The 24,877-nt window shown below is 67.7% G+C and carries 19 protein-coding genes; 8 read left to right on the top strand and 11 right to left on the bottom strand.

The features are described 5' to 3' along the window. Positions 1–27: 27 nt before the first annotated feature. Positions 28–726 carry a GntR family transcriptional regulator gene (locus tag ON062_RS12100; RefSeq protein ID WP_274647389.1) on the bottom strand — a complete coding sequence of 233 codons (699 nt, stop codon included), beginning with the start codon at positions 724–726 and terminating at the stop codon, positions 28–30. Then, positions 723–2,222 (bottom strand): fumarylacetoacetate hydrolase family protein, encoded by a 1,500-nt coding sequence (locus ON062_RS12095; protein WP_274647388.1) that lies wholly within the window; start codon positions 2,220–2,222, stop codon positions 723–725. The genes ON062_RS12100 and ON062_RS12095 overlap by 4 nt, the downstream gene beginning before the upstream one ends. 116 nt (positions 2,223–2,338) lie before the next feature. Here ON062_RS12095 and ON062_RS12090 point away from each other — a divergent pair, with 116 nt between their 5' ends. The 3 genes from ON062_RS12090 to ON062_RS12080 all read left to right on the top strand — a co-directional run bounded on the left by ON062_RS12090 (position 2,339) and on the right by ON062_RS12080 (position 7,291). Beyond that, positions 2,339–3,730, top strand: coding sequence for an MFS transporter (locus ON062_RS12090; protein ID WP_274647387.1), 1,392 nt, complete (start codon positions 2,339–2,341; stop codon positions 3,728–3,730). Positions 3,731–3,741: 11 nt separating this feature from the next. Beyond that, positions 3,742–5,640: an FAD-binding monooxygenase gene (locus tag ON062_RS12085; protein ID WP_274647386.1), complete on the top strand. Its 1,899-nt coding sequence runs from the start codon at positions 3,742–3,744 to the stop codon at positions 5,638–5,640. Between the two features lie 166 nt (positions 5,641–5,806). Further along, a complete protein-coding gene (locus tag ON062_RS12080; protein WP_274647428.1) occupies positions 5,807–7,291 on the top strand; it encodes an NAD-dependent succinate-semialdehyde dehydrogenase in 1,485 nt (494 codons plus the stop codon). Between the two features lie 193 nt (positions 7,292–7,484). Here the strand turns inward: ON062_RS12080 and ON062_RS12075 are convergent, their stop codons facing one another. Then, the gene (locus tag ON062_RS12075) at positions 7,485–8,921 is read right to left on the bottom strand and encodes an XRE family transcriptional regulator (protein ID WP_274647385.1); all 1,437 of its coding nucleotides are present in this window, start codon (positions 8,919–8,921) and stop codon (positions 7,485–7,487) included. 116 nt (positions 8,922–9,037) lie between these two features. On the opposite strand from ON062_RS12075, the gene ON062_RS12070 reads away from it, so the two are divergent. Beyond that, positions 9,038–10,909, top strand: a complete 1,872-nt coding sequence (locus ON062_RS12070; protein ID WP_274647384.1) for a phosphoenolpyruvate carboxykinase (GTP) — start codon at positions 9,038–9,040, stop codon at positions 10,907–10,909. Positions 10,910–11,448: 539 nt separating this feature from the next. Here the strand turns inward: ON062_RS12070 and ON062_RS12065 are convergent. Together ON062_RS12065 and ON062_RS12060 are read right to left on the bottom strand one after the other, a co-directional pair. Further along, the gene (locus ON062_RS12065) at positions 11,449–13,521 is read right to left on the bottom strand and encodes an ABC transporter ATP-binding protein (protein WP_274647383.1); all 2,073 of its coding nucleotides are present in this window, start codon (positions 13,519–13,521) and stop codon (positions 11,449–11,451) included. Positions 13,522–13,610: 89 nt separating this feature from the next. Continuing rightward, positions 13,611–15,020: an ion channel protein gene (locus ON062_RS12060; RefSeq protein WP_274647382.1), complete on the bottom strand. Its 1,410-nt coding sequence runs from the start codon at positions 15,018–15,020 to the stop codon at positions 13,611–13,613. Between the two features lie 77 nt (positions 15,021–15,097). Between ON062_RS12060 and ON062_RS12055 the strand changes: the two genes are divergently transcribed. From ON062_RS12055 to ON062_RS12045, 3 genes are read left to right on the top strand one after another with little or no spacing between them, the layout of a single operon-like run. After that, positions 15,098–16,039, top strand: a complete 942-nt coding sequence (locus ON062_RS12055) for an ABC transporter ATP-binding protein (RefSeq protein WP_274647381.1) — start codon at positions 15,098–15,100, stop codon at positions 16,037–16,039. Further along, positions 16,036–16,896 carry an ABC transporter permease gene (locus ON062_RS12050; protein WP_274647380.1) on the top strand — a complete coding sequence of 287 codons (861 nt, stop codon included), beginning with the start codon at positions 16,036–16,038 and terminating at the stop codon, positions 16,894–16,896. The genes ON062_RS12055 and ON062_RS12050 overlap by 4 nt, the downstream gene beginning before the upstream one ends. Then, on the top strand, positions 16,893–17,720 hold the full coding sequence (locus ON062_RS12045; RefSeq protein ID WP_274647379.1) for an ABC transporter permease: 828 nt from the start codon (positions 16,893–16,895) through the stop codon (positions 17,718–17,720). The genes ON062_RS12050 and ON062_RS12045 overlap by 4 nt, the downstream gene beginning before the upstream one ends. A 61-nt stretch (positions 17,721–17,781) precedes the next feature. Here ON062_RS12045 and ON062_RS12040 read toward each other — a convergent pair whose 3' ends face one another. The 6 genes from ON062_RS12040 to ON062_RS12015 all read right to left on the bottom strand — a co-directional run bounded on the left by ON062_RS12040 (position 17,782) and on the right by ON062_RS12015 (position 22,951). Continuing rightward, positions 17,782–18,135: a Fe-S protein gene (locus ON062_RS12040; RefSeq protein ID WP_274647378.1), complete on the bottom strand. Its 354-nt coding sequence runs from the start codon at positions 18,133–18,135 to the stop codon at positions 17,782–17,784. Between the two features lie 146 nt (positions 18,136–18,281). After that, the gene (gene ribH, locus ON062_RS12035) at positions 18,282–18,758 is read right to left on the bottom strand and encodes a 6,7-dimethyl-8-ribityllumazine synthase (protein WP_274647377.1); all 477 of its coding nucleotides are present in this window, start codon (positions 18,756–18,758) and stop codon (positions 18,282–18,284) included. Then, positions 18,755–20,032 (bottom strand): GTP cyclohydrolase II, encoded by a 1,278-nt coding sequence (gene ribA, locus ON062_RS12030; protein ID WP_274647376.1) that lies wholly within the window; start codon positions 20,030–20,032, stop codon positions 18,755–18,757. Before ribA ends, ribH begins: the two co-directional genes overlap by 4 nt. Next, positions 20,029–20,679 (bottom strand): riboflavin synthase, encoded by a 651-nt coding sequence (locus tag ON062_RS12025; RefSeq protein WP_274647375.1) that lies wholly within the window; start codon positions 20,677–20,679, stop codon positions 20,029–20,031. The genes ribA and ON062_RS12025 overlap by 4 nt, the downstream gene beginning before the upstream one ends. Further along, entirely contained in the window at positions 20,679–21,704 is a 1,026-nt protein-coding gene (ribD, locus tag ON062_RS12020) for a bifunctional diaminohydroxyphosphoribosylaminopyrimidine deaminase/5-amino-6-(5-phosphoribosylamino)uracil reductase RibD (RefSeq protein WP_274647374.1), read from the bottom strand. Before ribD ends, ON062_RS12025 begins: the two co-directional genes overlap by 1 nt. Positions 21,705–21,991: 287 nt before the next feature. Continuing rightward, positions 21,992–22,951 carry a sugar-binding transcriptional regulator gene (locus tag ON062_RS12015; RefSeq protein WP_274647373.1) on the bottom strand — a complete coding sequence of 320 codons (960 nt, stop codon included), beginning with the start codon at positions 22,949–22,951 and terminating at the stop codon, positions 21,992–21,994. 108 nt (positions 22,952–23,059) lie between these two features. Between ON062_RS12015 and ON062_RS12010 the strand changes: the two genes are divergently transcribed. Beyond that, a complete protein-coding gene (locus ON062_RS12010; protein ID WP_274647372.1) occupies positions 23,060–24,847 on the top strand; it encodes a glycerol-3-phosphate dehydrogenase/oxidase in 1,788 nt (595 codons plus the stop codon). Positions 24,848–24,877: the final 30 nt, after the last annotated feature.

Genomic DNA, 24,877 nt, shown 5'->3' with positions numbered 1-24,877 from the left:
CCCTTTCGGAAGAGGCGGATGCCGGAATCAGAAGGCCGGAAGGCCGAGAGTCTCGTCGGGGTGCTCGTGGATCATGTACGCATCGAGCGTCGCCGCGCGGTGTCGGCGGGCGGCCTTCTCGATCTCGCCGAGCGGTGCGGAGTTCTCGATGAGTTGCAGGATGCTTTCGTGCTCGCGCACCGACTCGGCGGCGCGACCCGGCACGAAACTGAACGTCGAGTCGCGCAAGTGTCCGAGGCGCGCCCACTCTGCCTCGACGAGTTCGAGCACGCGCGGGTTGGCGCACGGGGCATAGAGGGTCGAGTGGAACTCGTGATTGAGGCGGGTGAAGGCGCGGGGATCGAAGTGATCGAGTGTCTCGATCATCAGGGCATTGATCTGGCGGGCGCGACGAACGTCATCTGCCGTGATGCGCCGCGCGGCGAGTGCGGTCGCGGTGCCTTCGAGGATCGACAGCGCTTGCATGCTGAAGCGATACTGCGAGTCGTCGACCATCGAGACGCGCGCGCCGACATTGCGCTCGAAGGTGACGAGGCCCTCGGCTTCGAGCTGTCGCACGGCCTCGCGCACGGGCACCACGCTCATGTCGAGTTCGCCGGCGATCGTCCCGAGCACGAGTCGGTAGCCCGGGGTGTATTCCTGCGACGCGATGCGCTCTTTCAGCCAGTGGTACGCGCGCTGCGACTTGCTCTGCGTCTCGTCGGGCACGCGGGTCAGGTCAGTCATTGGCCGGTCTCCTCGCGGTAGCGGCTGCGCCATTCGGCGTTCATCGGAAAGAGCCCGTCGACGCCGTGGCCTTCTTTTACCCGATCGGCGATCCACGCATCCTCAGCCTCTTGCTCCAGGGCGGCATCGACGACGTCTTCGACCATCGATGCCGGGATGACGATGACGCCGTCGGCATCGCCGACGATCACATCTCCGGGCTGGACGCTCGCCCCGCCGCACGCGATGGTGATGTCGGTGTCCCACGGCACGTGCTTGCGGCCGAGCACCGCCGGATGACGTGAGGCCGAAAACACCGGCAGCCCGATCTGCGACACGGCGTCGCTGTCGCGGACGCCGCCGTCGGTGACCACGCCCGCGGCTCCCCGCGTGAGGGCACGCAGAGCAAGGACGTCGCCGAGTGTGCCCGAGCCGGTCTCGCCGCGCGCTTCGATGACGATGACCTCACCCGGGCCCACGGTGTCGAACAGGCGCTTCTGTGCGTTGTATCCGCCCCCGTGCGAGGCGAACAGGTCTTCACGCGCCGGCACAAATCGCAGTGTGCGTGCCGTGCCGATGATCCGAGTCCCCGGGGTGAGGGGCGTGACGCCGTCGATGCTCACGTCGTTCAGCCCGCGCTTGCGCAACTGCGCGGACAGCCCGGCAACCGGTGCGGCCTCGAGTTTGGTTCGCAGGTCGTCCGACGGGCCGGAATCGCGGGGAGTGCTCTGGATGCCGGCGGACTCCTCGTCGCCCCACGCATCGATCCTCTGGGCATCATCGACAGCGGGCAGGGCGCCGAGCGATGCGTCGAACGTATGCGCGCCGTCGGTCACGACGCTCAGCAGTCGGCCGCTCGAGGGCGCGCCTGCCGCGGTCGGGGCATCCACTTCGACCTCGACTTTCTGCCCCGGGACAACCACCGATGACCCCGCGGGCGTGCCCGTGAGAATCACATCGCCGACCTCGAGGGTGGCGTGTTGCGCGAGATCGGCGACGATCTGGGCGAACGGGAACAGCAGGTCGCCCGTGGTGTCGTCTTGTACGAGCTGCCCATCGACCCACGTGCGCACCCGCAGGGCCGCGGGATTCACGGCGCGTGCGTCGATGAGCGCCGGACCGAGCGGAGTGAACCCGTCGCGGCCCTTCGAGCGGACGTTCGAGCCCTTGTCTGCTGCCCGCAGGTCGTACACCCCGAAGTCGTTCGATGCGGTGACCCAGCCGACGTGGCTCCACGCGTCCTCGACCCCGATGCGGTGCGCTGCGCGACCGATGATGAGTGCGATCTCGCCTTCGAAGGCGAGGAGTTCGGTGCCAGCGGGGCGCTCGACGGTTGCGCCGGAGGCGGCAATCGAGCTCGAGGGCTTGAAGAAGTACGACGGATGCTGCGGCCGCCGCCCGCGCTGGTCGGCACGCGACGCATAGGCCAGATGCACCGCGATGACCTTGCCGGGGCGGCAGGGCAGTGCCGCAAATCGCGGGTCTGCGGTGCTGGGGGATGGGCTGTCGATGGTCATGAGCTCCCTCGCTCTTGCGTCGTATCCGAAATCGTATATGATCGGTCGGCAGAGGGCAAGCGCTTCGGCCGACCGCCCCGACACTGACGTCACACCGCACCACTGGGAGCACGAAGATGAGCACATCCCCTGCAGCCTCACCGGCCGGATTCACTCCGACCGGCACGATCGCGTCCACCACCGATCGACGACGGGTCGTCTTCGCGACGATCGTCGGCACCACCGTCGAGTGGTACGACTTCTTCATCTACGCCTTCGCGGCCGGCCTCGTCTTCGCGCAGTTGTTCTTCGCCCCCGCGGGCGAGCAGTTCGCACAGATTCTGTCGTTCATCACCGTCGGCATCAGCTTCTTGTTCCGCCCGCTCGGCGCCTTCCTCGCGGGGCACTTCGGCGACAAGTACGGCCGGCGCCTCGTCCTCATGCTCACCCTCGTTCTCATGGGCGCGGCAACGACGATGGTCGGCCTCTTGCCGACGTATGCCGCGATCGGCATAGCGGCCCCGATCCTTCTCATCGTGCTCCGTGTCCTTCAGGGGATCTCGGCTGGCGGTGAGTGGGGCGGCGCCGTCTTGATGGCGGTCGAGCACGCGCCGAAGTCGCGGCGCGGCATGTTCGGGGCCTCGCCCCAGATCGGCGTCCCGCTCGGACTGCTGCTCGCCTCGGGTGTGATGGGACTCATGGCGCTCATCGCCCCCGGCGACGCGTTCCTCGAGTGGGGGTGGCGCGTGCCGTTCCTGCTGAGCTTCGTGCTCATCATCGTCGGCTACTACGTGCGCCGTCGCGTCGAGGAGAGCCCCGTGTTCACCGAGCTTGCGCAGCGCAAAGAGAAGGCGCAGATGCCGATCGTGCAGTTGTTCCGCAAGCATGCGCTGCTCGTGATCATCGCGGCGCTGGTCTTCGCCGGCAACAACGCCGTGGGCTACATGACCACCGGCGGCTACATTCAGCGCTACGCCACCGACCCGGCAGGCCCGCTGGGGTTCACCACGGCCGACGTGCTCGGCGCCGTGACGCTCTCGGCGGTGTCGTGGCTGGTCTTCACGTGGATCGGGGGCTGGATCTCTGACCGCATCGGGCGCCGCACGACCTACATCCTGGGCTGGGTGCTCCAGCTCGCCGGAGTGTTCTTGCTGTTCCCGCTCGTGAACAGTGGCAGCATCGCGCTGCTCACCGTTGGCCTCGTCGTTCTCACCGTCGGCCTCGGGTTCACGTACGGGCCGCAGGCGGCACTGTACTCGGAGCTGTTCCCCGCCAGCATCCGCTTCTCGGGCGTATCGATCTCGTACGCGATCGGCGCGATCCTCGGTGGCGCGTTCGCGCCCACCATCGCCCAGGCGCTCGTGCAAGCGACCGGTTCGACGGATGCCGTCACGTGGTACCTCGCCGGCATGACCGGTCTCGGGCTCGTGGCCACGCTCCTGCTGCGTGACCGCAGCGGCATCCCGCTCGGCCCCGATCACGAAGCCGAGCAGTCACGGAGCCCGATCTACGGGCTCGCGAAGGCCTGACGGAGACGCGCATGCAGTTCCATCACCACGGCTACGTTTCGGGCGAACCCCGCGCGCAGCAGGCGGCAGGGGTCGGCATTGACCGCCCGGCCGAGTTGCCCGATGCCATGGACGTGCTCATCGTCGGCTCGGGGCCGGCGGGCATGCTCCTCGCGGCGCAACTGTCGCAGTTCCCCACGGTGTCGACCCGGATCATCGAACGTCGGGACGGCCGCCTCGAACTGGGCCAGGCAGACGGCATCCAACCTCGCAGTGTCGAGACGTTCCAGGCGTTCGGGTTCGCCGAGCGCATCGTTGCAGAGGCGTACAACATCGCCTACATGAACTTCTGGAACCCCGACCCGGACAATCCCGATCAGATCGTGCGCACCGCGCGCACCGAGGACTACGCGTTCAAGATCAGCGAGTTCCCCCATCTGATCGTGAACCAGGCGCGAGTGCTCGACTACTTCGCCGAGGCCGCGCGCTTCGGCCCGGGGCGCATCGAGCCGGACTACGGTCTCGAGTTCGTCTCCCTGCGCGTGCTCGAGAGCGATACGCATCCGGTCGAGGTGCGCGTGCGCTACACCGCTGGCCCGCGATCGGGCGAGGAGCGCACGGTGCGCGCGAAGTACGTGGTGGGGTGCGACGGTGCGCGCAGCGGCGTGCGTGAGGCCATCGGGCGCACCCACGTCGGCGACCACGCTGCCCACGCGTGGGGCGTCATGGACGTCTTGGTGAACACCGACTTCCCCGACTGGCGGACCAAGTGCGCCATCAACTCGCGCGCGGGAAACATCCTGCACATCCCGCGCGAAGGTGGCTACCTCAGCCGCATGTACATCGACCTGGGCGAGGTCGCGGCAGATGACAACCATCGGGTGCGGCACACACCGATCGACGAGATCATCCGGCGTGCGAACGAGATCCTGAATCCCTACACTCTCGACGTCAAGCAGGTCGCGTGGCACAGCGTGTACGAGGTGGGGCATCGCGTGACCGACCGGTTCGACGACGGTGATCGCGGGCGCGCGCCCCGGGTGTTCCTTACCGGGGACGCCTGCCACACGCACAGCGCGAAGGCAGGCCAGGGCATGAACGTGTCGATGCAGGACGGCTTCAACATCGGCTGGAAGCTCGGCCACGTGCTCTCGGGCATCGCGCCCGAGAGCCTGCTCGAGACCTACTCCGCGGAGCGTCAACCGGTCGCACAGCAACTCATCGACTTCGACCGAGAGTGGTCGTCGCTGATGGCGCGCAAGCCCGAGGACATCACCGACTCGCAGGAGCTCGCCACGTTCTACCTGGGGACCGCAGAATTCCCCTCGGGCTTCATGACGCAGTACTCGCCGTCGATGATCGTGGGACCGGACGATCACCAGCAGCTGGCCGCGGGATTCCCCCTGGGCAAGCGCTTCAAGAGCAGCGAGGTCGTACGCGTGTGCGATGGGAACGCGGTCCACCTCGGGCACCACGCGCGCGCGGACGGTCGCTGGCGCATCTATGCGTTCGCGGATGCTTCGGAGGCTGGTGCGGATTCGTCGCTGGCGGCGTGGGCAGAATTCATGTCGACCGACGATTCGCCTCTTGCCCGTCATACGCCTGCCGGCGCGGACGTGGATGCCGTATTCGACGTGAAGGTGATCTACCAGCAGTCCCACACCGACGTGGACATCACGCGTGTGCCGTCGCTCTTCCTGCCGCGCACCGGTCCGCTCGCCCTCACCGATTGGGAGAAGGTGTACGCCGCTGCGCCGAGCGCATGGACCAGCACCGACATCTTCGAAGAGCGCTCCGTGTCGCGCGGCGGCGCGGTCGTGGTCGTCCGGCCCGACCAGTATGTCGCGGCCGTTCTGCCCCTCGACGCGACGGACGAGCTCGCGAACTTCTTCGCGCGGGCACTCGTTGACCAGTCGGTCGCCGTCGGCTGAACCGACATCGTGTCCATTCCTGCCATCGCACTGTACGACGCGTATATCGGCGCCGTCGGGGGAGCGCGGCACAATGGGCCCGAACCCCTCGGCACTCCCGCGCGCGGCTGCGGTGAGATGGATGAGGATCACACCCCGCACGATGTCGCCCCGCGGCATCCGCTCGATGAAGGAGTCCGGCGTGACCGACAACCGTGAGACCGATCTGCTCGCTTCCGTCCCCGAAGGGCTGTACATCGCCGGTGAATGGCGGGCGGCCGCCGGTGCCAAGACGCTGAAGGTGTACGACCCGTCGAACGGCAACGTCGTCAAGGAGATTGCCGACGCGTCACCGGAAGACGGGAAGGCTGCGTTGGATGCCGCTGTCGAGGCATTCCCCGCGTGGGCCGCGACGCCTGCCCGTGAGCGTGCGGAGATTCTGCGCCGCGCGTTCGATCTTCTGCAGGAGCGCAAGGAAGACTTCGCCCTTCTCATGACGGTCGAGATGGGCAAGCCCCTCGCCGAGGCGCGTGGCGAAGTCGCCTACGGCGGCGAGTTCTTGCGCTGGTTCAGCGAAGAGACCACGCGCGTGCAAGGCCGCTACGGGGCGAACCCCGAGGGCACCGGCCGCATGATCGTGTCGCAGCACGCCGTCGGGCCGTGCTTCCTCATTACGCCCTGGAACTTCCCGCTCGCGATGGCGACTCGCAAGATCGCGCCGGCGCTCGCTGCCGGGTGCACGGTCGTCATCAAGCCGGCCGAACTCACCCCGCTCACCACCCTGTATTTCGCGCAGCTACTCGAAGATGCGGGAGTGCCGAAGGGCGTGGTGAACGTGATCACCACCTCGACGTCGGGTGCTGTGTCAGAGCCGATCATCCGCGACCCGCGCCTGCGCAAACTGTCGTTCACCGGATCGACGCCCGTCGGGCAGAAGCTCCTCGAACAGGCGGCGCAGGGCGTTCTGCGCACCTCGATGGAGCTCGGCGGAAACGCGCCGTTCGTCGTGTTCGACGATGCCGACCTCGATAAGGCGGTCGATGGGGCAATGCTCGCGAAGTTCCGCAACATCGGTCAGGCCTGCACGGCGGCGAACCGCTTCATCGTGCACCGCTCGGTCGCCGACGAATTCGCCCGCCGCGTCACCGAGCGCGTGCAGGGTATGAAGATCGGTCGCGGAACGGAAGACGGTGTGCAGATCGGACCGCTGATCGATGATCGCGCGGTGGCGAAAGCATCCGCTCTGGTCACCGATGCCGTCGAACGCGGCGCATCCGTGCAAACGGGCGGGAAGGCGGTCGAGGGTGCGGGAACGTTCTACGAGCCCACGGTTGTCACCGACGTAAAGCCCGGCAGCGACATCCTGCGCGAGGAGATCTTCGGGCCGGTGCTGGCGATCATCCCGTTCGACGACGAGGACGACGCCGTGCGCCTCGCGAACGACACCGAGTACGGCCTGGTGTCGTACGTCTTCACCGAGAACCTCGCCCGCGGGCAGCGCATGATCGACAAGCTCGAGACCGGCATGATGGGCCTCAATGTCGGCGTGGTGTCGAACGCCGCGGCGCCGTTCGGCGGATGGAAGATGTCGGGGCTCGGCCGCGAAGGCGGCGCCGAGGGCATCCACGAGTACCTGCAGACCAAGTACACGCTGACGCCGAACCCGTTCTGATTCGGCGGGGCCGGCGCGGCTGGCGGGGCCGGCGGGGCTGGCGGGGCCGGCAGCTGAGACACGGTTCGCGCGCCGAAACACGGTGGCTGCCGCCGTGTCTCGGCGCACGCGCTGTGTTTCGGGCGCTGGGCGGGGCGGCGGGCGCCGCGCGCTACGCGTGCCGGGCGCTGGGCGGGGCGGCGGGCGCCGCGCGCTACGCGTGGCGATCGAGGAAGGCGTACACCTCGTTGTCGTCGACACCGGGGAACGACCCGCGCGGCAGCGGCGAGAACATCTGCATGTGCACGCGTGCGCTCGGCCACGCCTTGCCCGCCCACCGCGCGGCCACCTCGGCAGGCGCGCGGCGGCAGCATGACTCGTCGGGGCAGGTCGACGTCGCGCGCTTCTGTGTCTCGCGCCCGCGGAACCACCGCGCATCGTCGAAGGGCACGCCCACGGTGATCGAGAACTCGCCATCGGCGGTCGACCCGGTCTGCGTCGAGCACCAGAAGGTGCCGGCGGGCGTGTCGGTGTACTGGTAGTGCTCGGTCGTGCGGTTCTGCTCGGCGAACGCCGCGCGCGCCGAGAACTTGCGGCACGCGACCTGGCCATCGACGGCGCCGGTCACATCCGACGGCAGCGGCAGGCCGTCGTTCTCGTACACCCGCGAGATCGCGCCCGATCCGTCGACCCTCAAGAAGTGCAGACGGATGCCGAGGTGCACGGTCGACAGATTCGTCAGGCGCATCGCGGCGGCCTCATGCGTGACGCCGAACGCATCGCGGAAGTCTTCGACCGCGAGGTTTCGATCCTTCTTCGCCTGCGAGAGGAAGGCAACGGATGCTGTCTCCGGCATCAAACAGCATGCGGCGTAGTAGTTGATCTCGAGCCGCTGCTGGAGGAAGTCCGCGTAGTCGGTCGGCCGCGTGTGCCCGAGGAGTCGGTGGGCCATCGCCTGCAGGGCCATGGAGCGCAGGCCGTGTCCGCCGGGGATCGAGGCTGGCGGGAGGTAGATGCGGCCGTTCTCGAGATCGGTCACCGAGCGTGCGGAATGGGGGAGGTCGTTGGCGTAGATCAGCTCGAAGCCGAGCTGTTGAGCCATGATGCTGACTGTCCGGTGTGTCAGTGCTCCAGTGGCGTGTCCGGCTGACTTGAGCTGCTTCTCGGCCAACTTCTCGATGTCGCCGAGGTAATTGTCTTGCTCCCTCATGCGCAGGCGAAGGTCGGTGTTTGCGCGCCGTGCCTCTTCGGGTGTCGCGATCGCCTCGCGCTCGCGGCGCTGGAGTTCGCGATGCAGAGCGAGCACCGACTCGATGGTCTCGTCAGGGGTGGACTTGGTGACCTTGATGGCGGGTGCGCCCAGCTGTCGGAACACCGGGCTGCTTTGTGCCCGTTCGAGTTCGATCTCGAGCGCCGCTCGCCGGTTGGGTGGCTCGGTCGACAGCAGTTCGGCGACGTCGACGCCGGTCGCCGAGGCGATCGCCTGCAGCAGCGAGAGCTTGGGCTCGCGCTTGCCGTTCTCGATCAGACTCAGCTGACTGCCGGCGACACCGACGAGCGCGCCCAGCTCGTCGAGGGTGAATCCGTGGGACGTGCGCTGATGGCGAATGCGGTGACCGAGGGTCGACAGTTCGATCGCTGTGGGGGGCATTCCTTGAGGATAGCGAAAGATTCGCCATTCTTGACGCGGATTACGGCAAGAAATGGCATCCGAATTACCTCATTCTGGAGGAGAACCTTCCCCACGCTGACGCAGAGGAGCGCACCATGGCGATCGCCGACATCTCTACACGACCCGCCGAGCCCACCGCGGCGCCCGTATCGACGTTCGGTGGACTGCCCGCGGTCTACGGCGAAGGAATGGCCGAACTGATGGAGTGGGTCGACGAGATCGCGGCGCTCACCACGCCCGACCGCATCCACTGGATCGACGGCTCGCGCGCCGAGAACGACGCGCTGCTGCGCGAGATGGTCGCCGAGGGCAAGCTGATCAAGCTCAACCCCGAGTGGCGACCCGGGTCGTACCTCGCCCGATCGCACCCCAGCGACGTCGCCCGCACCGAAGGCCGCACGTTCATCGCGTCGGAGAAGGAAGAGGATGCCGGCCCCACCAACAATTGGGCGGCGCCAGACGCCATCCGGGCGACGATCACCCCGCTGTTCGCCGGATCGATGAAGGGGCGCACGATGTACGTCGTGCCTTTCTCGATGGGCGCCGTCGGGGGGCCGCTGTCGCACATCGGAGTGCAGATCACCGACAGTGCGTACGCCGTGGCATCCATTGGAATCATGACGCGCGTTGGATCCGACGTGCTCGGCGAGATCGCACAGGGCGCGCCGTGGGTGAAGACTGTTCACTCGGTCGGTGCGCCGCTCGCGCCAGGCCAGGAGGACGTCGCGTGGCCGTGCAACGACGAGAAGTACATCGTGCACTTCCCCGACACGCTCGAAGTGTGGTCTTACGGATCGGGCTACGGCGGCAATGCGATCCTCGCGAAGAAGTGCTTCGCGCTGCGCATCGCCTCGGTGATCGGCCGCGACGAGGGCTGGCTCGCCGAGCACATGCTGCTTATTCGCGTGATCTCGCCCGAGGGCAAGGCGTACCATGTCGCTGCGGCGTTCCCGTCGGCGTGCGGCAAGACGAACCTCGCGATGCTGCGCCCGACGATTCCCGGGTGGCGCGTCGAGACGCTCGGCGATGACATCGCGTGGCTACGCCCGGGAGAGGACGGCCGGCTGTGGGCCATCAACCCCGAGGCAGGCTTCTTCGGCGTGGCGCCGGGAACCGGGGAATCGACCAACGTCGCGGCCGTCGAGACCCTGTGGGGCAACACCATCTTCACGAACGTCGCGCTGCGGCCCGACGGCGACGTGTGGTGGGAGGGTCTGACCGACACGCCGCCGGCGCAGCTGACCGACTGGGAGGGCAACCCCTGGACCCCCGCGTCGGGGCGCCCCGCCGCTCACCCGAATTCGCGTTTCACCGTGGCCGCCGCGCAGTGCCCGCAGATCGCTCCCGACTGGGATGCGCCCGAGGGCGTGCCGCTGGATGCCATCCTCTTCGGCGGTCGGCGCGCGACCAATGTGCCGCTCGTGGTCGAGGCGACCGACTGGACCCACGGCGTGTTCATGGGCTCGAACATCTCGTCCGAGCGGACTGCTGCGGCGGAGGGGACGGTCGGCGAGCTTCGCCGTGACCCGTTCGCGATGCTGCCGTTCTGCGGCTACAACATGGCCGACTACTTCGGGCACTGGCTGAAGGTCGGGCAGAAGTTGCGCTTCGATCGCGCGCCGCGCATCTTCCAGGTCAACTGGTTCCGCAAGGGCGACGACGGGCGCTTCCTGTGGCCCGGCTTCGGCGACAACGCGCGCGTGATCGACTGGATCATCCGCCGCGTCGAAGGCTCGGTCGGAGCCGTCGAGAGTGCGGTCGGCCGTCTGCCGCGCACGAGCGACCTGAACCTCGAGGGCATTTCGGTTCCCGAGGCCGACCTCGACGAGCTGTTCTCGATCAACACCGAGTCATGGATGCGCGAGACCCAACTGACCGAGGAGTTCTACCAGACCTTCGACGGCAAGGTTCCCGCGGCACTCTGGGCCGAGCTCGCCGCGCTGCGCTACCGCCTGCAGCGCGTCTGACGCGTTGCGGGTGTGGCGTCGCTGCGCTTCGCCTGCCTCGCTTCGCCCGCCACCACCCCTTTTCGCTCCGCCCGCCACCACCCCTTTCGCTCCGCCCCCAAGATCTGCACCCGTAGGTGACAGATCCTGGGGGCGGAGCTCGTTGGCTCGTGGTTCCGCCCCCAGGATGTGCTTTTGCGGGGAGCAGTTTCTGGGGGTGGAGGTGATTGCGGACGAGGAGGTGGTCGCAGACTTCCCAGCGGGGTTCCGCCCCCAAGATTTGCGAGCGCCTGATACTCCGCCCCCAGAATCCGCGCCGGCGAGTTGCTCCGCCCCCAGAATCTGCACCGGAAGGTGACAGATTTTGGGGGCGGAGCGCGCCGACGAGTTGTTCCGCCCCCCAGGACGTGCGCCGGTGGGGTGCAGATTTTGGGGGCGGAGCGGGCGGAGCGGGCGGGCGGAGCGGGCGGGGCAGAGGGGGCGGAGCGGGCGCACGGAGCGAGCTGCGGCCGGGTGGCCCAGGCGCTGGCGGGGCCGGGATGGCGCCGCCAGCGCGGCGCTCAGACGAGCAGCTGGTGCTTCGCCAGGTCGCGGTACAGCGGCGTCGATGCCACCAGCTCGGAGTGCGTGCCTTGGCCCACCACACGGCCACGGTCGAGCACGACGATCAGGTCGCTGTCGACGACCGTCGACAGGCGGTGAGCGATCACGATCAACGTCCGGCCGGCGGCGACGGCGTCGATCGCTTCGCGCATACGCTGCTCGTTCAGGCCATCGAGTGACGACGTCGACTCGTCGAGCAGCAGGATCGGGGGCGCTGCCAGCAGCGCGCGGGCGATCGCCAACCGCTGACGCTCGCCGCCCGACAGCCTCACGCCCGATTCGCCGACCGGAGCATCCAGCCCGAGCTCACTGCGGTCGAGCACATCGCCGAGATTCACGGCTCGCAGCACCTGCTCGCACTCGTGATCGGATGCCCCTGGCGAAGCCAGCCGCAGATTGTCGGCGAGGGTACCCGCGAGCGTGGGGGCATCCTGCTCGACGTAGCCGAGCTGTGCGCGCAGGTTGTCGCGGTCGATCGTGCGAACGTCGGCTCCGTTGAGGAGGATTGCGCCACCCGTGGGATCGTAAAAGCGCTCGATCAGGGAGAGCGTCGTGCTCTTCCCCGCGCCGGACGGCCCCACCAGGGCGACTCGGGCGCCGCGAGGCACGCGGAACGAGACACCACGCAGGACCTCGTCGGCGTCGGCGGCCTCGGGGCGGGTGGTCTCGTCGGGGCGGACATCACCGGCCTCGGCGCTCGCTGTGAGCGTGGAGGGTGGCACGTGAGCGCTCTCGAGCAGAGCGAGTGCCTCAGAGGTGGCCCGAGCGCGCGCGTCGACGACGGACGACGGGTAGGCGAAGCGCACGTCGCGGAACTCCAGCGCGACGGCGGGCTCTGCATCCGCGGTATCGGAGGTATCGGCGGCCACAGGGCCCGGCGCACCCGCACCAGCCGCGTCGCTCGCACCAGCCATGTCACTCGCACCAGCGGCGTCACCCGTACCAGCGTTGCCGGCCAGCACCGCCGCCGCGATCGCTGCATCGTCTTGCGTTTCGGTGGGCAGATCGAGGATCTCTTGAATGCGTCCCAGCGCGCCGAGGGCTTGGTTCACCGACGTGATAGCGCCGAAGAATGTGGCCAGGGGCTGGATGAGGAAGAACAAGAACATCACGAACGTGACGAGGCTCGCGATGGTGATGGCTCCGGATGCTACGCGGAACCCGCCGATTCCGAGCACCGCCAACAACGAAAGTTGAAGCGCGACGCCCGCGATGGGCACGACAAGCGCCGATGCCTTGGCGACCTTCACGCCGGCGTCGTACGCCTCGGTCGCCGTGGCGGTGATCGCCTCGCGCTCACGCTCGCCGGCGCCGGAGGCGCGGATCGTCCGAATCGAACCGACGGCACGCTCGACGCTGGAGGCGAGTTCGCCGACCTTTGTCTGCTGCACCTCGGTGGCGCGCCGGATGCCGCCACTAATGATGACGACAACCCCCACCGACACGGCGATCACAACGGTGATCAACAGCAAGAGCAACGGGTCGATCAGCAGCATCGCCACCAGAGCGCCGAGGAAGATGAGGCCGTTGCCGACGGCATCCGCGAGTCCTTGCGTCAGCACGGCGTAGAGCAGGGTGGTGTCCGTCCCGACGCGTGAGACGAGATCGCCGGTGCGGCGCGAGTCGAACTCGCGGATCGGCAAGTGCAGGATGCGGGCGATGAGTCGCCGGCGGCTCGAGAGAACGACGGCCGTACCCGTGCGCTGCAACAGGTAGTGCTGGTACCCCGAGATGAGCGAGGCGATGACGACGAGCGCCGCGATTCCCCACGCGAGTGCTCCGAGCGGCTCGCCTTCTTGCACGAGCGTGATCACCTGGCCCACGAGCAGGGGCTGCGCCAGCGTCGCGACGGCGCCGATGACGCTGAGGATCGCGACCGCCACGAGGACTCCGCGGTGTTCGCTCAAATACGGCAGGAGTTGCCGGAACTTCGCCCGGGGCCCCTCGGGCGTGCGGCGGCGGCCGCGCGCCGGGCGTGCGGGGCGCGTGGCCGAAGACGAGAGTGACGACGAGGGGGCGGGGGAGGACACTGCAAGACCTGCTTCGTGGAGGAGTGAGGGAGTGGGGTGGGGTAGCCCGGGGCGCACAAGCGAGAGGCGCGAGCAGGCCTACCCGGTGCTCATGCGGGGTTCGAGGGGCCCGAGGGCGCCGAAGGCTCGGTGGGCCCAGATGGCGCAGGCGGCGCAGAAGGCTTGGAGGGCTCAGAGGATGCCGCGGCAGCCACAGCCGGCGGCGTGATCCGCATCTGCGGAAGGCGAGCGACCGCCAGCCATCCCGGCAGCACCAGCATGCAGAGGATGGGAATGAGAGTCGCGTCGCCGACGACGACCCCCGCGATGAACAGTGACAGCCACCCGTCGCGCACGACGACCAAACAGATGCCGAGCACGCCGGCACCGATCGCCGTCGCGAGCGGGATCTCGGGGAAGACGGCGTACGCAAGAATGCCGATCGCGGCGCCGATGAAGACGGTGGGGAACACGCGGCCACCACGGAACCCGGCGGCACCGGCGATCGCGAGCGCGGCGACCTTGATCAACACGATGCCGGCGAGTTGCCACGGCGTGAGGTTGTCAGCCTCGGCCACGAGCTCCTGCATCTGCGACAGGCCTTTGAACATGGTCACTTCGCCGCCGATCGCGCCGAGCACACCCAACATGAGGCCGGCGATCGTGAGCGGAAGAACGGGCCCGCGCCAGCGGTGGAACAGGCGGTGCACAGTGGGGAAGATGCCCAGCAACACGAGACCGACACCGATTCCCAGCGCAAGCACGACGACACCGACACCGAGGTGCACCAAGACGTTCATCTCGGACTCGGGCACGTCCAACGACATCGAGTGACTGCTCAGCAGCATCATGACAATCGACCCAGATGCAGCGGACGCCAACGGCAGGAACAGGCGGTCCCACAGCAACTCTTTACTGGCGACGGATGCCGCGACCGACGTCGCGAGCAGGGCAGCGCCGATCGGCGAGCCGAAGAGTGCTCCGAAGGTTCCGGTGACGACCATCAGCACGACCAGTTGCGTGGGTACCTGGGGGAGAACCTTGGTGAACACCCACACGGCCAGCGCGACGTTGATGGTGATGATCGGGGCTTCGGGGCCGAGGCTGACACCGGTGGCCAGGGTGATGATCGCCGCAGCGGCGAGGCCGGGCACCACCGAGAGCTTTTCGGGGTGGGGGAAGAAAGACTCTGTGGCGGGGTCGGGGCCCGCGTGGCCGGGTGCGAAGCGCACGAGCAGACCCGTTGCGAAGCCGGCCACCGTGAGGACGGCGATCACCCACCACCACACCATCGGTTCGAAGCCGATCGATTCGGGCAGCAGATCCCACAGCACATGATCGAGGCCCTCGGCGAGGAGGTCGAGGATGACCAAGCTCAGTGCGCTGCCGATTCCGACGAGCAGCGCCGGGACTGACATCATCAGCAGGCGGCGTGTGGGGCTGGGATCGGCCGGCATGGCGCGATCGTTCTTGCGGCCGAACTCGGGTACGGGGCGCGCCGGTGTGGTCTCGTCGCTCATGGTCGCCTCTCGTCGGGTCCTCGCTCCGGCATCCAGAATATGGCGCGGATGTCGGAGCGGGGAATTACAGTAGTGCGGTGCCTGAACCTGTGATCGCCGCCCATCATCTCGTCAAGACCTATCCGGTCAAGGGCAAGCCCGACTTCGTCGCGGTTGACGACCTTTCGTTCGAGGTAGCCCCGGGGGAGTCGTTCGGCCTCCTCGGGCCCAACGGCGCCGGTAAGTCGACGACGATGAAGATGATCGGCGCGGTGTCGACGCGCACGAGCGGGAATCTCAGCATCCTCGGCCTCGACCCCGACGCCTACGGCCCCGAGATCCGGTCGCGCCTGGGGGTCGTGCCGCAGCAAGACAACCTCGACGGTGAACTCAACGCCCGAGAGAACCTCTACATCTACGGCCGCTATTTCGGGTTGCCCGGCAAGGTTTGCGCCGAGAAGGCGGACGAGCTGCTGGCGTTTGCGCAGCTCGAAGACAAGGCGAAAAACAAGGTCGACCAGCTCTCGGGCGGCATGAAGCGACGCCTCACGATCGCGCGCGGCCTCATCAACGACCCGCGCATCCTGTTGCTCGATGAGCCAACGACCGGGCTTGATCCGCAAGCGCGCCACGTGCTGTGGGACAGGCTGTTCCGGCTCAAGGAGCGGGGGACGACGCTTGTGCTCACGACCCACTACATGGATGAGGCCGAGCAACTGTGCGACCGCCTCATCGTGGTCGACAAGGGCAAGATCATGGCCGAGGGCACGCCATCCTCGCTCATCCGTGAGCACTCGAGCCGTGAGGTGCTCGAGGTGCGCTTCGGCTCGGATCGCAACAGCCAGGCGGCAGAGCAGTTGCAGGGGCTCGGCGACCGCGTCGAGGTCTTGCCCGACCGGGTCCTGGTGTATACCCAGGACGGCGAGCACGCGCTCGAAGAGCTGACGGCTCGCGGTCTTACGCCGATCACGAGTCTGGTCCGCCGCTCGAGCCTGGAAGACGTGTTCCTCCGGCTCACCGGAAGGTCGCTGATCGAATGAGCGAGCCCACAGTCATCGAGCACCCGTCCCTCGATCAGCTTCGTCAGGAAGCCCTCGAATGGGGACGTGCCCCGCGGCGACGCGGCGCCTGGTACGTCACCGAACACATGGTGCGCGCGATGCGCGCCTACGGGTGGACGATCATCGTCGGCGCGCTCGGTCAGCCGATCCTCTACTTGCTCGGCTTGGCGGTGGGGCTTGCTGCGCTTATCGATGCGCCGGTGTCGGACGGCGGCATGGAGGTGTCGTACCTCGTGTTCGTCGCACCTGCACTCCTCATGACGGCAACGATCTCCGTCGCCAGTGAGGAGTTCACCTACCCGGTGATGTCGGGGTTCAAATGGCGCCGCTACTTCTTCGGGTTCAGTGCGTCGCCGCTGTCGAGCGGGCAGATCGCGACGGGCGTGACGTTTGGCGCGGCGGCGCGCATGGCGGTCGTCGCCGTCGCGTACACCGCCTTCCTGTACCTGTTCGGTGCCATCCCGCAGGGGGCGTCCGGGCTGCTCACGATCCTCGTCGCGATGCTCGCGGGCCTGGCATTCGGCGTGCCGCTCATGGCATACGCCGCATCGATCGAAGACGACAAGGGCCAGTTCGCTCTCGTGCAGCGCTTCATCTTCATGCCGATGTTCCTGTTTTCGGGCACGTTCTACCCGCTGGTCACGCTGCCGCTGTGGCTGCAGTGGATCGGCTGGATCTCGCCGCTGTGGCACGCGAGTGAACTCGGGCGGATGCTGACTTATGGGCGGCCGCTCAGCCCCCTCATGATTGCGATCCATCTGGGGTACCTCATCGTGCTCACGGTCGCCGGCTACCTGATCGGGCGCCGTCTGTTCGAGCGGAGGCTGGCCAAATGAGCGCCGAAGCTGTCGTCATCGACACCCCTCGCCGCGCCGGTGGCGTGCGTGCGCTGTGGGCGGGGAACCCATGGGCTGTCGTGCAACGCGGGCTCATCGCGGCGCGCTCGTCGAGCTGGGTCGTCGTGCTCTCGGGCTTCTTCGAGCCGGTGTTCTACCTCGCCTCGATGGGCATTGGCCTGGGCGCGCTCATCGGCGACGTCGAAACCTCGTCTGGCTTGGAGGTGTCGTACGCCGCCTTCATCGCTCCGGCGTTGCTCGCCGTCTCAGCGATGAACGGTGCGATCTACGACTCGACGTGGAACGTGTTCTTCAAGCTCAACTACGGCAAGCTCTACGAGGGGATGCTCGCGACCTCGCTCGGCCCGCTCGATGTGGCGCTCGGCGAGATCCTCTACGCGCTTCTGCGCGGCCTGCTCTATGCGACCGGTTTCATGGTGATCATGCAGTTCGCCGGCCTCAACCTGGCGTGGACCGCGATCCTCGCCCTTCCCGCGGTCATGCTCATCGCGTTCGGCTTCGCCAGCGTGGGGATGGCGGTGACGAGTTACATGAAGGCGTTCCAGCACATGGACTGGATCAACTTCGTGCTCCTGCCGATGTTCCTCTTCTCGGCCACGCTGTACCCGATCACCGTGTACCCCGAGCCGATCCAGTGGCTCGTGCAAGCCTTCCCGCTGTGGCACGGCGTCGAACTGGTGCGGGGCCTCACGACCGGGGCGCTCAGCCCCGACATGCTGTGGCACGTCCTCTACTACGTCGTCATGATCGCGGTCGGGCTGGTCTTCACGACCAAGCGCCTGCGCGCCCTCTTCCTCGGATAATGACGGATGCCACGCCCCGCAGACTGCGCGGGCGTGGCATCCGATCGAAAACGAGAGGACGTTAGCGCCAGATTGTGGCGATTGCGGCGTTGGCGGCGGTGAGGATGCCGATCAGCCAGAAGATCGCGGGCGGAACGGCGCCCGACTTGCGCTGGCGGCCGCTTCCGATGCCGAGGAGTGCGCCGATCGCCACCAGGATGACGAGTTTGGTGCCGATCTTGGCGTAGTTCAGGTCGTACTCGATGCCCCACGGGGCGGCGAGGGCGAGACCGGCGACACCGGCGATGAGCAGGCCATAGCTCATCAGGCGGGTGATTCCGCGACGGCCGTTGAATAGTTCGACGGCCCATGCGCCGAACAGCACGGCGAAGCCGATGAGGTGAATGAACAGCACGACGTGACGCAGGATCTCCATGATCGTCACGGTAGGCGGAATTCTCCCGGTGCGCCAGCAAGGTCTGCCTCACACCGATTGCCCGATGCATCGGAAAGCTCGATCTGCGCGCGATTGGTCTGGTACCCCGTGGGGTCCCTGTCGAACGTGACTGATACGAATCAGGTTCAGGAGCGCAGCGCGCGAAGGAGCAGTGCGGTGCGCACCGCGGCATCCGCTGCTTCGAACCCCTTGTCTTCTTTCGAGTGCTCCAGGCCTGCGCGATCGAGGCCCTGCTGCTCGTCGTCGAGAGTGAGCACGCCGAACCCGACAGGCTTGCCGGTGTCGAGCGCGACGCGCGTGAGGCCGTCGGTGGCCGCGGAGGAGACGAACTCGAAGTGGGGCGTGCCACCGCGGATGATGACGCCGAGCGCCACGACGGCGTCGGCACCGGCCTCGAGCGCCGCCTTCGCCGCAACGGGGAGCTCGAACGAACCGGGAACGCGCTCGACCCGATAGGTCGCGCCGAACTGCGACAAGGCACGCTCGGCCCCGGCGATCAGTCCGTCGGTGATGACGTCGTGCCACGTTCCCGCGATCACGATCACGTTGAGGCCGCGGGCATCGGGTGTTTCGTCGGGGCGCGGGGCTCCGGTACCGCTCACTTGTCTGCTCCTTCGTGCATCTGTGCCACGGCGTCGGCGAGATCGCCTTCGTCGATGATGTGTCCCATTCGATCACGCTTGGTCGCGAGGTACTGGTGGTTGTTGGGGCCGACCCCGACCAGCAGCGGAACCTGCTCGACGATGCCGATGCCGAACTCGCGCAGCTGCGCGACCTTGTCGGTGTTGTTGGTGAGCAGGCGCAGTTCGTCCACGCCCAGGTCAGCGAGGATGCCGGCTGCGGCGGCGTAGTCGCGCGCGTCTGCCGGCAGCCCTAGAGCCAGGTTCGCATCGACGGTGTCGAGGCCTCGTTCTTGCAGGCTGTAGGCGCGCAGCTTGTTGATGAGGCCGATACCGCGGCCCTCGTGGCCGCGCATGTAGATCACAACGCCGCCCTGGGTGGCGATGGCGTCGAGCGCGGCATCCAACTGGGGGCCGCACTCGCACTTGAGCGAGTCGAACGCTTCGCCCGTGAGGCACTCGGAGTGCACGCGCACGAGCGGCGGGTTGTCGTCCAGCTCGCCCGCGACGATGGCGAGGTGGTCAGTACCGGTGATGCGATCCTTGTACGCCAAAAAGCGGAACTCGCCGTGCGACGTCGGCACGTTGGCTTCGGCGCGCAGGCTGACACGACGCCGGTGTGCCGCGGCGGGCGTGCTTTCGACGGGGTCGACCTCGTTGAGATAGGCGATCAGCTGCTCGATCGTGATGACCGGGACGTCGTCACGTTCTCCGAGTTCGAGGAGCCCCGGCATCCGCATCATCGATCCGTCTTCGGCCACGACCTCGGCGATCGCGCCGACGGGCTCGAGCCCTGCCAGACGCATGAGCTCAACCGCAGCTTCGGTGTGCCCGCCGCGCTCGCGCACGCCGCCGTCGACCGCACGCAGGGGCAGGATGTGGCCCGGGCGGATCACGCTTGTGGGGGTCGACGCCGGGTTCGCGAGCACATTCAGGGTGTGCGCGCGGTCAGATGCGCTGATTCCCGTCGACACGCGGTCGGCGGCGTCGACGCTGACGGTGTACGCCGTGCCGCGCGCGTCTTGGTTCGTCTCGACCATCGGCGGCAGGTCGAGCCGGTCTGCCCAGTCGGCCGGCATCGGCGCGCAGATGAAGCCGCTCGACCACCGGACTGTCCACGCGATCCACTCGGGGGTGGCGAGCTGGGCCGACAGGATGACGTCGCCCTCGTTCTCGCGGTTCTCATCGTCGGCGACGATGATGGGACGCCCGGCGCGCAGGGCGTCGAGGGCGTCGGGGATACGGGCAAGGCTCATCGTGAGCCCCCTTCTTTCAGAGTGCCGGGAATGCTCTCGGCGGGCGCGAATGCGATCAGGCGCTGCACATGGCGCGCCAAGATGTCGGTCTCGAGGTTCACCGCGTCGCCGACGACGCGTGCCCCGAGAGTGGTGGCTTCCAAGGTCTCGGGGATGAGGGACACCTCGAACCAGTGTTCGGCGGCGTCGGGAGCACTGGCGGCGCTCACCGTGAGCGACACGCCATCGACGGCGATGGAACCCTTGTCGACCACGAGCGGTGCGAGCGAGGCCGACAATCCGATGCGGATCACTCGCCACTGTGCGCCCGGCCGCACCTCGAGCACCTCGCCGGTGCCATCGATGTGGCCCTGCACGATGTGTCCGCCGAGGCGGCCGTGCGCCGCCGTCGCACGCTCGATGTTGACGGGACGGCCCGCGGCGACTCCCACGAGCGTCGACATCTCGAGCGTCTGGCGCATGACGTCGGCGGTGAAGCTGATCTCATCTTGTGCGACAACGGTGAGGCAGACGCCGCTCACCGAAATAGAGTCGCCGTGCGCGGCATCCGACACCGCCCGCGGGGCGCGCACGGTCACGCGTACGCCGTCGCCGGACGGGGTGACCTCCGTCACGGTGCCGATTTCTTCCACGATTCCGGTGAACATCACGTCTCGCTTTCGTCGAGGGGGTGCAACACGATTAGGGCGTCGTCGCCGAGTCGTTCGATGGATGCCAGGTGCAGGCGCCGTGCTTCGGTGATCGTCGACACGCCGAGGTCGCCGATCGCCACTCGGTCGCCCCCGAGAAGCATGGGCGCGATGTACACGAGGACCTCGTCGGCGAGGTCGGCGGCAAGGAAGGCGCTGGCGACCGTCGGCCCACCCTCGACGAACACTCGGTGGACCCCACGCTCGCGCAGATCGGTCAGAGCGGCGTGCAGGTCGCGGCCGTACTGCAGCATCGCGCAAGGGTGGGTACGCACCTGTGCGTTCTCGGGCACCTCGCGCTCGCCGATCACGACGGGGATCGGCTGGTCGGTGGCCAGCGAGCCGTCGGAGAGGCGTGCGGTGAGCGCCGGGTCGTCGGCAAGGATCGTGCCCGTGCCGGCGACGATCGCATCGGCGAGCGCACGACGGTGATGCACATCGGCGCGGGCGTGCGGGCCGGTGATCCACTGGCTCGTTCCATCGGATGCCGCGGCACGGCCATCCAGGCTCTGAGCCCACTTGACGGTGACGTGTGGGCGTCCCAGTTGCTGGACGGTGAGCCACGATTCCAGAAGGTCCCGTGCGCCGGGGTCGTTGGTTTCTGCGACGACATCGACGCCGGCCGCGCGCAGGCGCTCGCCGCCGCCAGCGGAACGCTCGCCCGGGTCGGCGATCGCGTACACGACGCGCGCGACACCGGCATCGATCAGCGCCTCGGCGCACGGGCCGGTGCGGCCGGTGTGGTTGCAGGGCTCGAGGGTCACCACGGCGGTAGCGCCGCGTGCGGCGTCGCCCGTGAGCTTCGACAGGGCATCGACTTCTGCGTGAGGAGTTCCGGCGCCGCGATGCCAGCCTTCGGCCAGGACGTCGCCTGCGGGGGACAGGATCACCGCACCGACCTGCGGGTTGACACCCCGCGGACCGTTGTGCGCGACACGCACCGCGCGACGCATCGCGTCGCGCTCGATGTCGGTGATCGCCATTCTCTTTCCCGTCTACCTGTTGCTCCAAGGTAGGGAATGACACCACACGCGATGCGCGAAGCACCGCCGTGCTGCCTCCCTTCCGGACTCGCGAGGCTTCCCTCGCATCACCGTCGGTTCCGGAATTCCACCGGATCGGCCACAGCGGCATCGATCGGATGCGGATGCTGTGGTTCGCGGACTGTCACCGCCGGTTCGGATTCTCACCGACCCCGGAGCACGTATTTCTGCTCACGAGTCTACTCAACGACACTTGGGCGTTTTCATTCCCAAGTCGCCGGGCGTGATCAGTCGACCAGCGCGCGTGCTGTGGCTTCGTCGATGACGAGGTCGGTCGCGAGATTCGCGGCCAGAGCGCCACGGAGGCTGACGAGCTTCGACACCCCCGAGACGACGCATACCCGCCGCGCGGCACGGCGCAAGACGTCGAAGTGCGGGCCGGTCGCGCGTTCGTTCAGGGCTATCCCGTCGCTGGATCCATCGGCGCGGAAGAAGACGGTCGCAACATCGCCCACGACACCCTCCGCATCGAGGGCCGCCAGGTCGCTCGGCTCGAGGTAGCCGCCCGAGTAGACGTGCGAGGGAACGCGAGAACCGGCAGATCCGGTGCTGAAAACAACCAGATCCATCGCTGCCTGCATCGAGAGGATCCGGCGCGTGCTGCGCTCGCGCCACATCGCCTGCTTGGTCAGCGGGTCATCGAAGAACGCCGGCACGGGAAACTGCTGAGCGCTCCCGCCATAGGCTCGCGCGAACCGGCTCAGGATCTCGCTGGCATACAGAAGGCCCGTGGTGTGGGTGTTCCCCGACCCGTTGAGTTGCACGAATGTCGTGTTGTGCACCTGCTTCGGTGCCAGGCGACGACTCACTTCGGCGGTTGTGGAACCCCACGCCACGCCGATGGTGAGGTTGGAGTGCACGAGATCGTGCAGCAGGTGGGCGGCGGCGACGGCAACGCGCTCCAGCCGTTCGACCTCGTGGGCGTCGTCGGGGACCGGCACGACGTGCCCCACGATGCCGAAGCGCGCCGCAAGGCGTTCCTCGAGCAGCCGCGGGCCCTCGAACGGAGAGCGAATGCGGATGTCGACGATCCCCGTCGCGCGGGCATGAGACAGCAGGCGCGACACCGTGGAGCGCGAGGTTCCGAGTTCGCGGGCGATGGCATCCATGGTCCGGTTCTGCACGTAGTAGAGGTGCGATGCGGTGAGCGTTCGTTCGATGCTCGGGCTGTCGGATGACTCATCCATGGGGTTAGTGTGCACATATGTGCAGACGGTCTGCAACATTACCCAGCGATGTCATGATGGGTGCACGCCACGGTGCGCACGGTGCGCCAGGGCGACGAGGGGAGCATCATGACCGACGCAGAAGACCGCCGCAACGACCGCGAGGCAATCGTCGCCCGGCCCTACGCGGACGTCCTCATCGTGGGTGGGGGGATCAACGGACTCGCGACCTTCCGCGACCTGGCGATGCAAGGCATCGACGTAGCCCTCGTGGAGCGTGACGATTTCATCAGCGGCGCGTCCGCTGCGTCGTCGCACATGATCCACGGCGGCATCCGCTACCTCGAAAACGGCGAGTTTCGTCTCGTGCACGAGGCGGTCACCGAACGCAACTCACTGCTGAAGATCGCGCCGCACTTCGTGCGGCCGCTTCAGACGACCATCCCGATCTTCTCCACGTTCTCCGGGATCTTGAGCGCGCCGCTACGATTCCTGCGGCACGGCGCCGGAGCGCACCGCGAGCGCGGGGCCGCGCTGATCAAGATCGGCCTGGTGATCTACGACTCCTTCTCGCGGGGCGGCGGCTCGGTTCCTCGGCACACATTCCATGGGCGCACCCGGACCAAGCGCGAGCTGCCCGACCTGCACCCGGATGTGAAGTACACCGCGACCTACTGGGATGCTTCGCTACACGACCCTGAGCGCCTCGCCATCGACATCCTTGACGACGGGCGCAGGGCCGGTGGCGACCGTGCGCGGGCCGCGAACTACCTCGCGGCCGTCGGGACGGAGGGCGGCCGCGTGCTGCTGCGCGACATGGTGACCGGTGAAGAGCGCCCGTTTGCGGCATCCGTGATTATCAACGCGTCGGGGCCCTGGACGGATCTCACCAATCAGGCGCTGGGCGACCCGACACGCTACATGGGCGGCACCAAGGGCTCGCACATCGTGCTGGATCACCCCGAGCTGCTTGCGGCAACGGGCGGGCGCGAACTGTTCTTCGAGAACAAAGACGGCCGCATCGTGCTGATCTACCCGCTCAAGGGTCGCGTGCTCGTGGGCACCAGCGATCTTGAACACGACATGGCCACGCGCGCGGTGTGCACCGAAGACGAAGTGGACTACTTCATCGGTCTGATCTCGCAGGTGCTGCCGGCTATCGCGGTCGATCGCTCGCAGATCGTCTACCGGTTCGCCGGTGTGCGTCCGCTGCCCGGTCATGGCGATCTTGCGCCGGGCTTTGTCTCGAGGGACTACCGCATCGAGGCGGAGCCACTCACCGGAGGCGACGCGACCGTGCTGAGCCTGGTCGGTGGCAAGTGGACGACCTTCCGCGCCTCGGCCGAGCACCTCGCCGACCGCGCGATGGCCGTGCTGAATCACCCGCGACGCTCGAGCACGAAGGGTGTCGCGATCGGGGGCGGGCGCGGGTTCCCCACCACCGAACGCGCTCGCCATCAGTGGATCGCGCGCTACAGCGAAGAGATGGCGCACACGCGCGTGGCCACGTTGCTCGACCGATACGGCACGGTGGCGGCATCCGTCATCGACGCGATTCTGAACGACGATGTCGACACGCCCCTCGAGAACGCGCCGACCTACAGCACGGCCGAGCTGCGGCACCTCGCCCTCACGGAGGACGTCGCGCATCTGGACGACCTGCTCATGCGCCGCACGAGCCTCGCTTTCGTCGGCCACGCGACCCGCGCGACCGCGATCGAAGTGGCCGAATCCGTCGCCGACGTGCTCGGCTGGGATGCCGCTCGCATCGACGCTGAGGTCGAGCGGGGGCTCGCACGGGTTCACGCGGCCGATCCCACGTGGCTGGATGAGCGGAATCTGGACGCCGCCGCAACGGCTGTGGCGCACGGCGGCGTCGAGAGCGCCGAAGAGTCGGCCGGAAACAGCGAGCGATAGTCTGACCGCGGCCGCGCTCGCGCGGCACTG

Origin of the sequence: Microbacterium sp. C7(2022), from assembly GCF_028823665.1 — a bacterium.
GTDB lineage: Bacteria > Actinomycetota > Actinomycetes > Actinomycetales > Microbacteriaceae > Microbacterium.
The sequence above is the reverse complement of the archived record's forward strand: the minus strand, read 5'-3'. Positions and strand labels throughout refer to the sequence as shown.

Coding starts and splice junctions, on each gene's coding strand:
- ON062_RS12075 (WP_274647385.1), bottom strand. CDS start 8,921: ATGCCCCCCACAGCGATCGAACTGTCGACCCTCGGTCACCGCATTCGC.
- ON062_RS12090 (WP_274647387.1), top strand. CDS start 2,339: ATGAGCACATCCCCTGCAGCCTCACCGGCCGGATTCACTCCGACCGGC.
- ON062_RS12060 (WP_274647382.1), bottom strand. CDS start 15,020: ATGAGCGACGAGACCACACCGGCGCGCCCCGTACCCGAGTTCGGCCGC.
- ribD (WP_274647374.1), bottom strand. CDS start 21,704: ATGGCGATCACCGACATCGAGCGCGACGCGATGCGTCGCGCGGTGCGT.
- ON062_RS12015 (WP_274647373.1), bottom strand. CDS start 22,951: ATGGATGAGTCATCCGACAGCCCGAGCATCGAACGAACGCTCACCGCA.
- ON062_RS12085 (WP_274647386.1), top strand. CDS start 3,742: ATGCAGTTCCATCACCACGGCTACGTTTCGGGCGAACCCCGCGCGCAG.
- ON062_RS12080 (WP_274647428.1), top strand. CDS start 5,807: ATGAAGGAGTCCGGCGTGACCGACAACCGTGAGACCGATCTGCTCGCT.
- ON062_RS12100 (WP_274647389.1), bottom strand. CDS start 726: ATGACTGACCTGACCCGCGTGCCCGACGAGACGCAGAGCAAGTCGCAG.
- ON062_RS12070 (WP_274647384.1), top strand. CDS start 9,038: ATGGCGATCGCCGACATCTCTACACGACCCGCCGAGCCCACCGCGGCG.
- ON062_RS12045 (WP_274647379.1), top strand. CDS start 16,893: ATGAGCGCCGAAGCTGTCGTCATCGACACCCCTCGCCGCGCCGGTGGC.
- ON062_RS12010 (WP_274647372.1), top strand. CDS start 23,060: ATGACCGACGCAGAAGACCGCCGCAACGACCGCGAGGCAATCGTCGCC.
- ribA (WP_274647376.1), bottom strand. CDS start 20,032: ATGAGCCTTGCCCGTATCCCCGACGCCCTCGACGCCCTGCGCGCCGGG.
- ON062_RS12040 (WP_274647378.1), bottom strand. CDS start 18,135: ATGGAGATCCTGCGTCACGTCGTGCTGTTCATTCACCTCATCGGCTTC.
- ON062_RS12025 (WP_274647375.1), bottom strand. CDS start 20,679: ATGTTCACCGGAATCGTGGAAGAAATCGGCACCGTGACGGAGGTCACC.
- ON062_RS12095 (WP_274647388.1), bottom strand. CDS start 2,222: ATGACCATCGACAGCCCATCCCCCAGCACCGCAGACCCGCGATTTGCG.
- ON062_RS12050 (WP_274647380.1), top strand. CDS start 16,036: ATGAGCGAGCCCACAGTCATCGAGCACCCGTCCCTCGATCAGCTTCGT.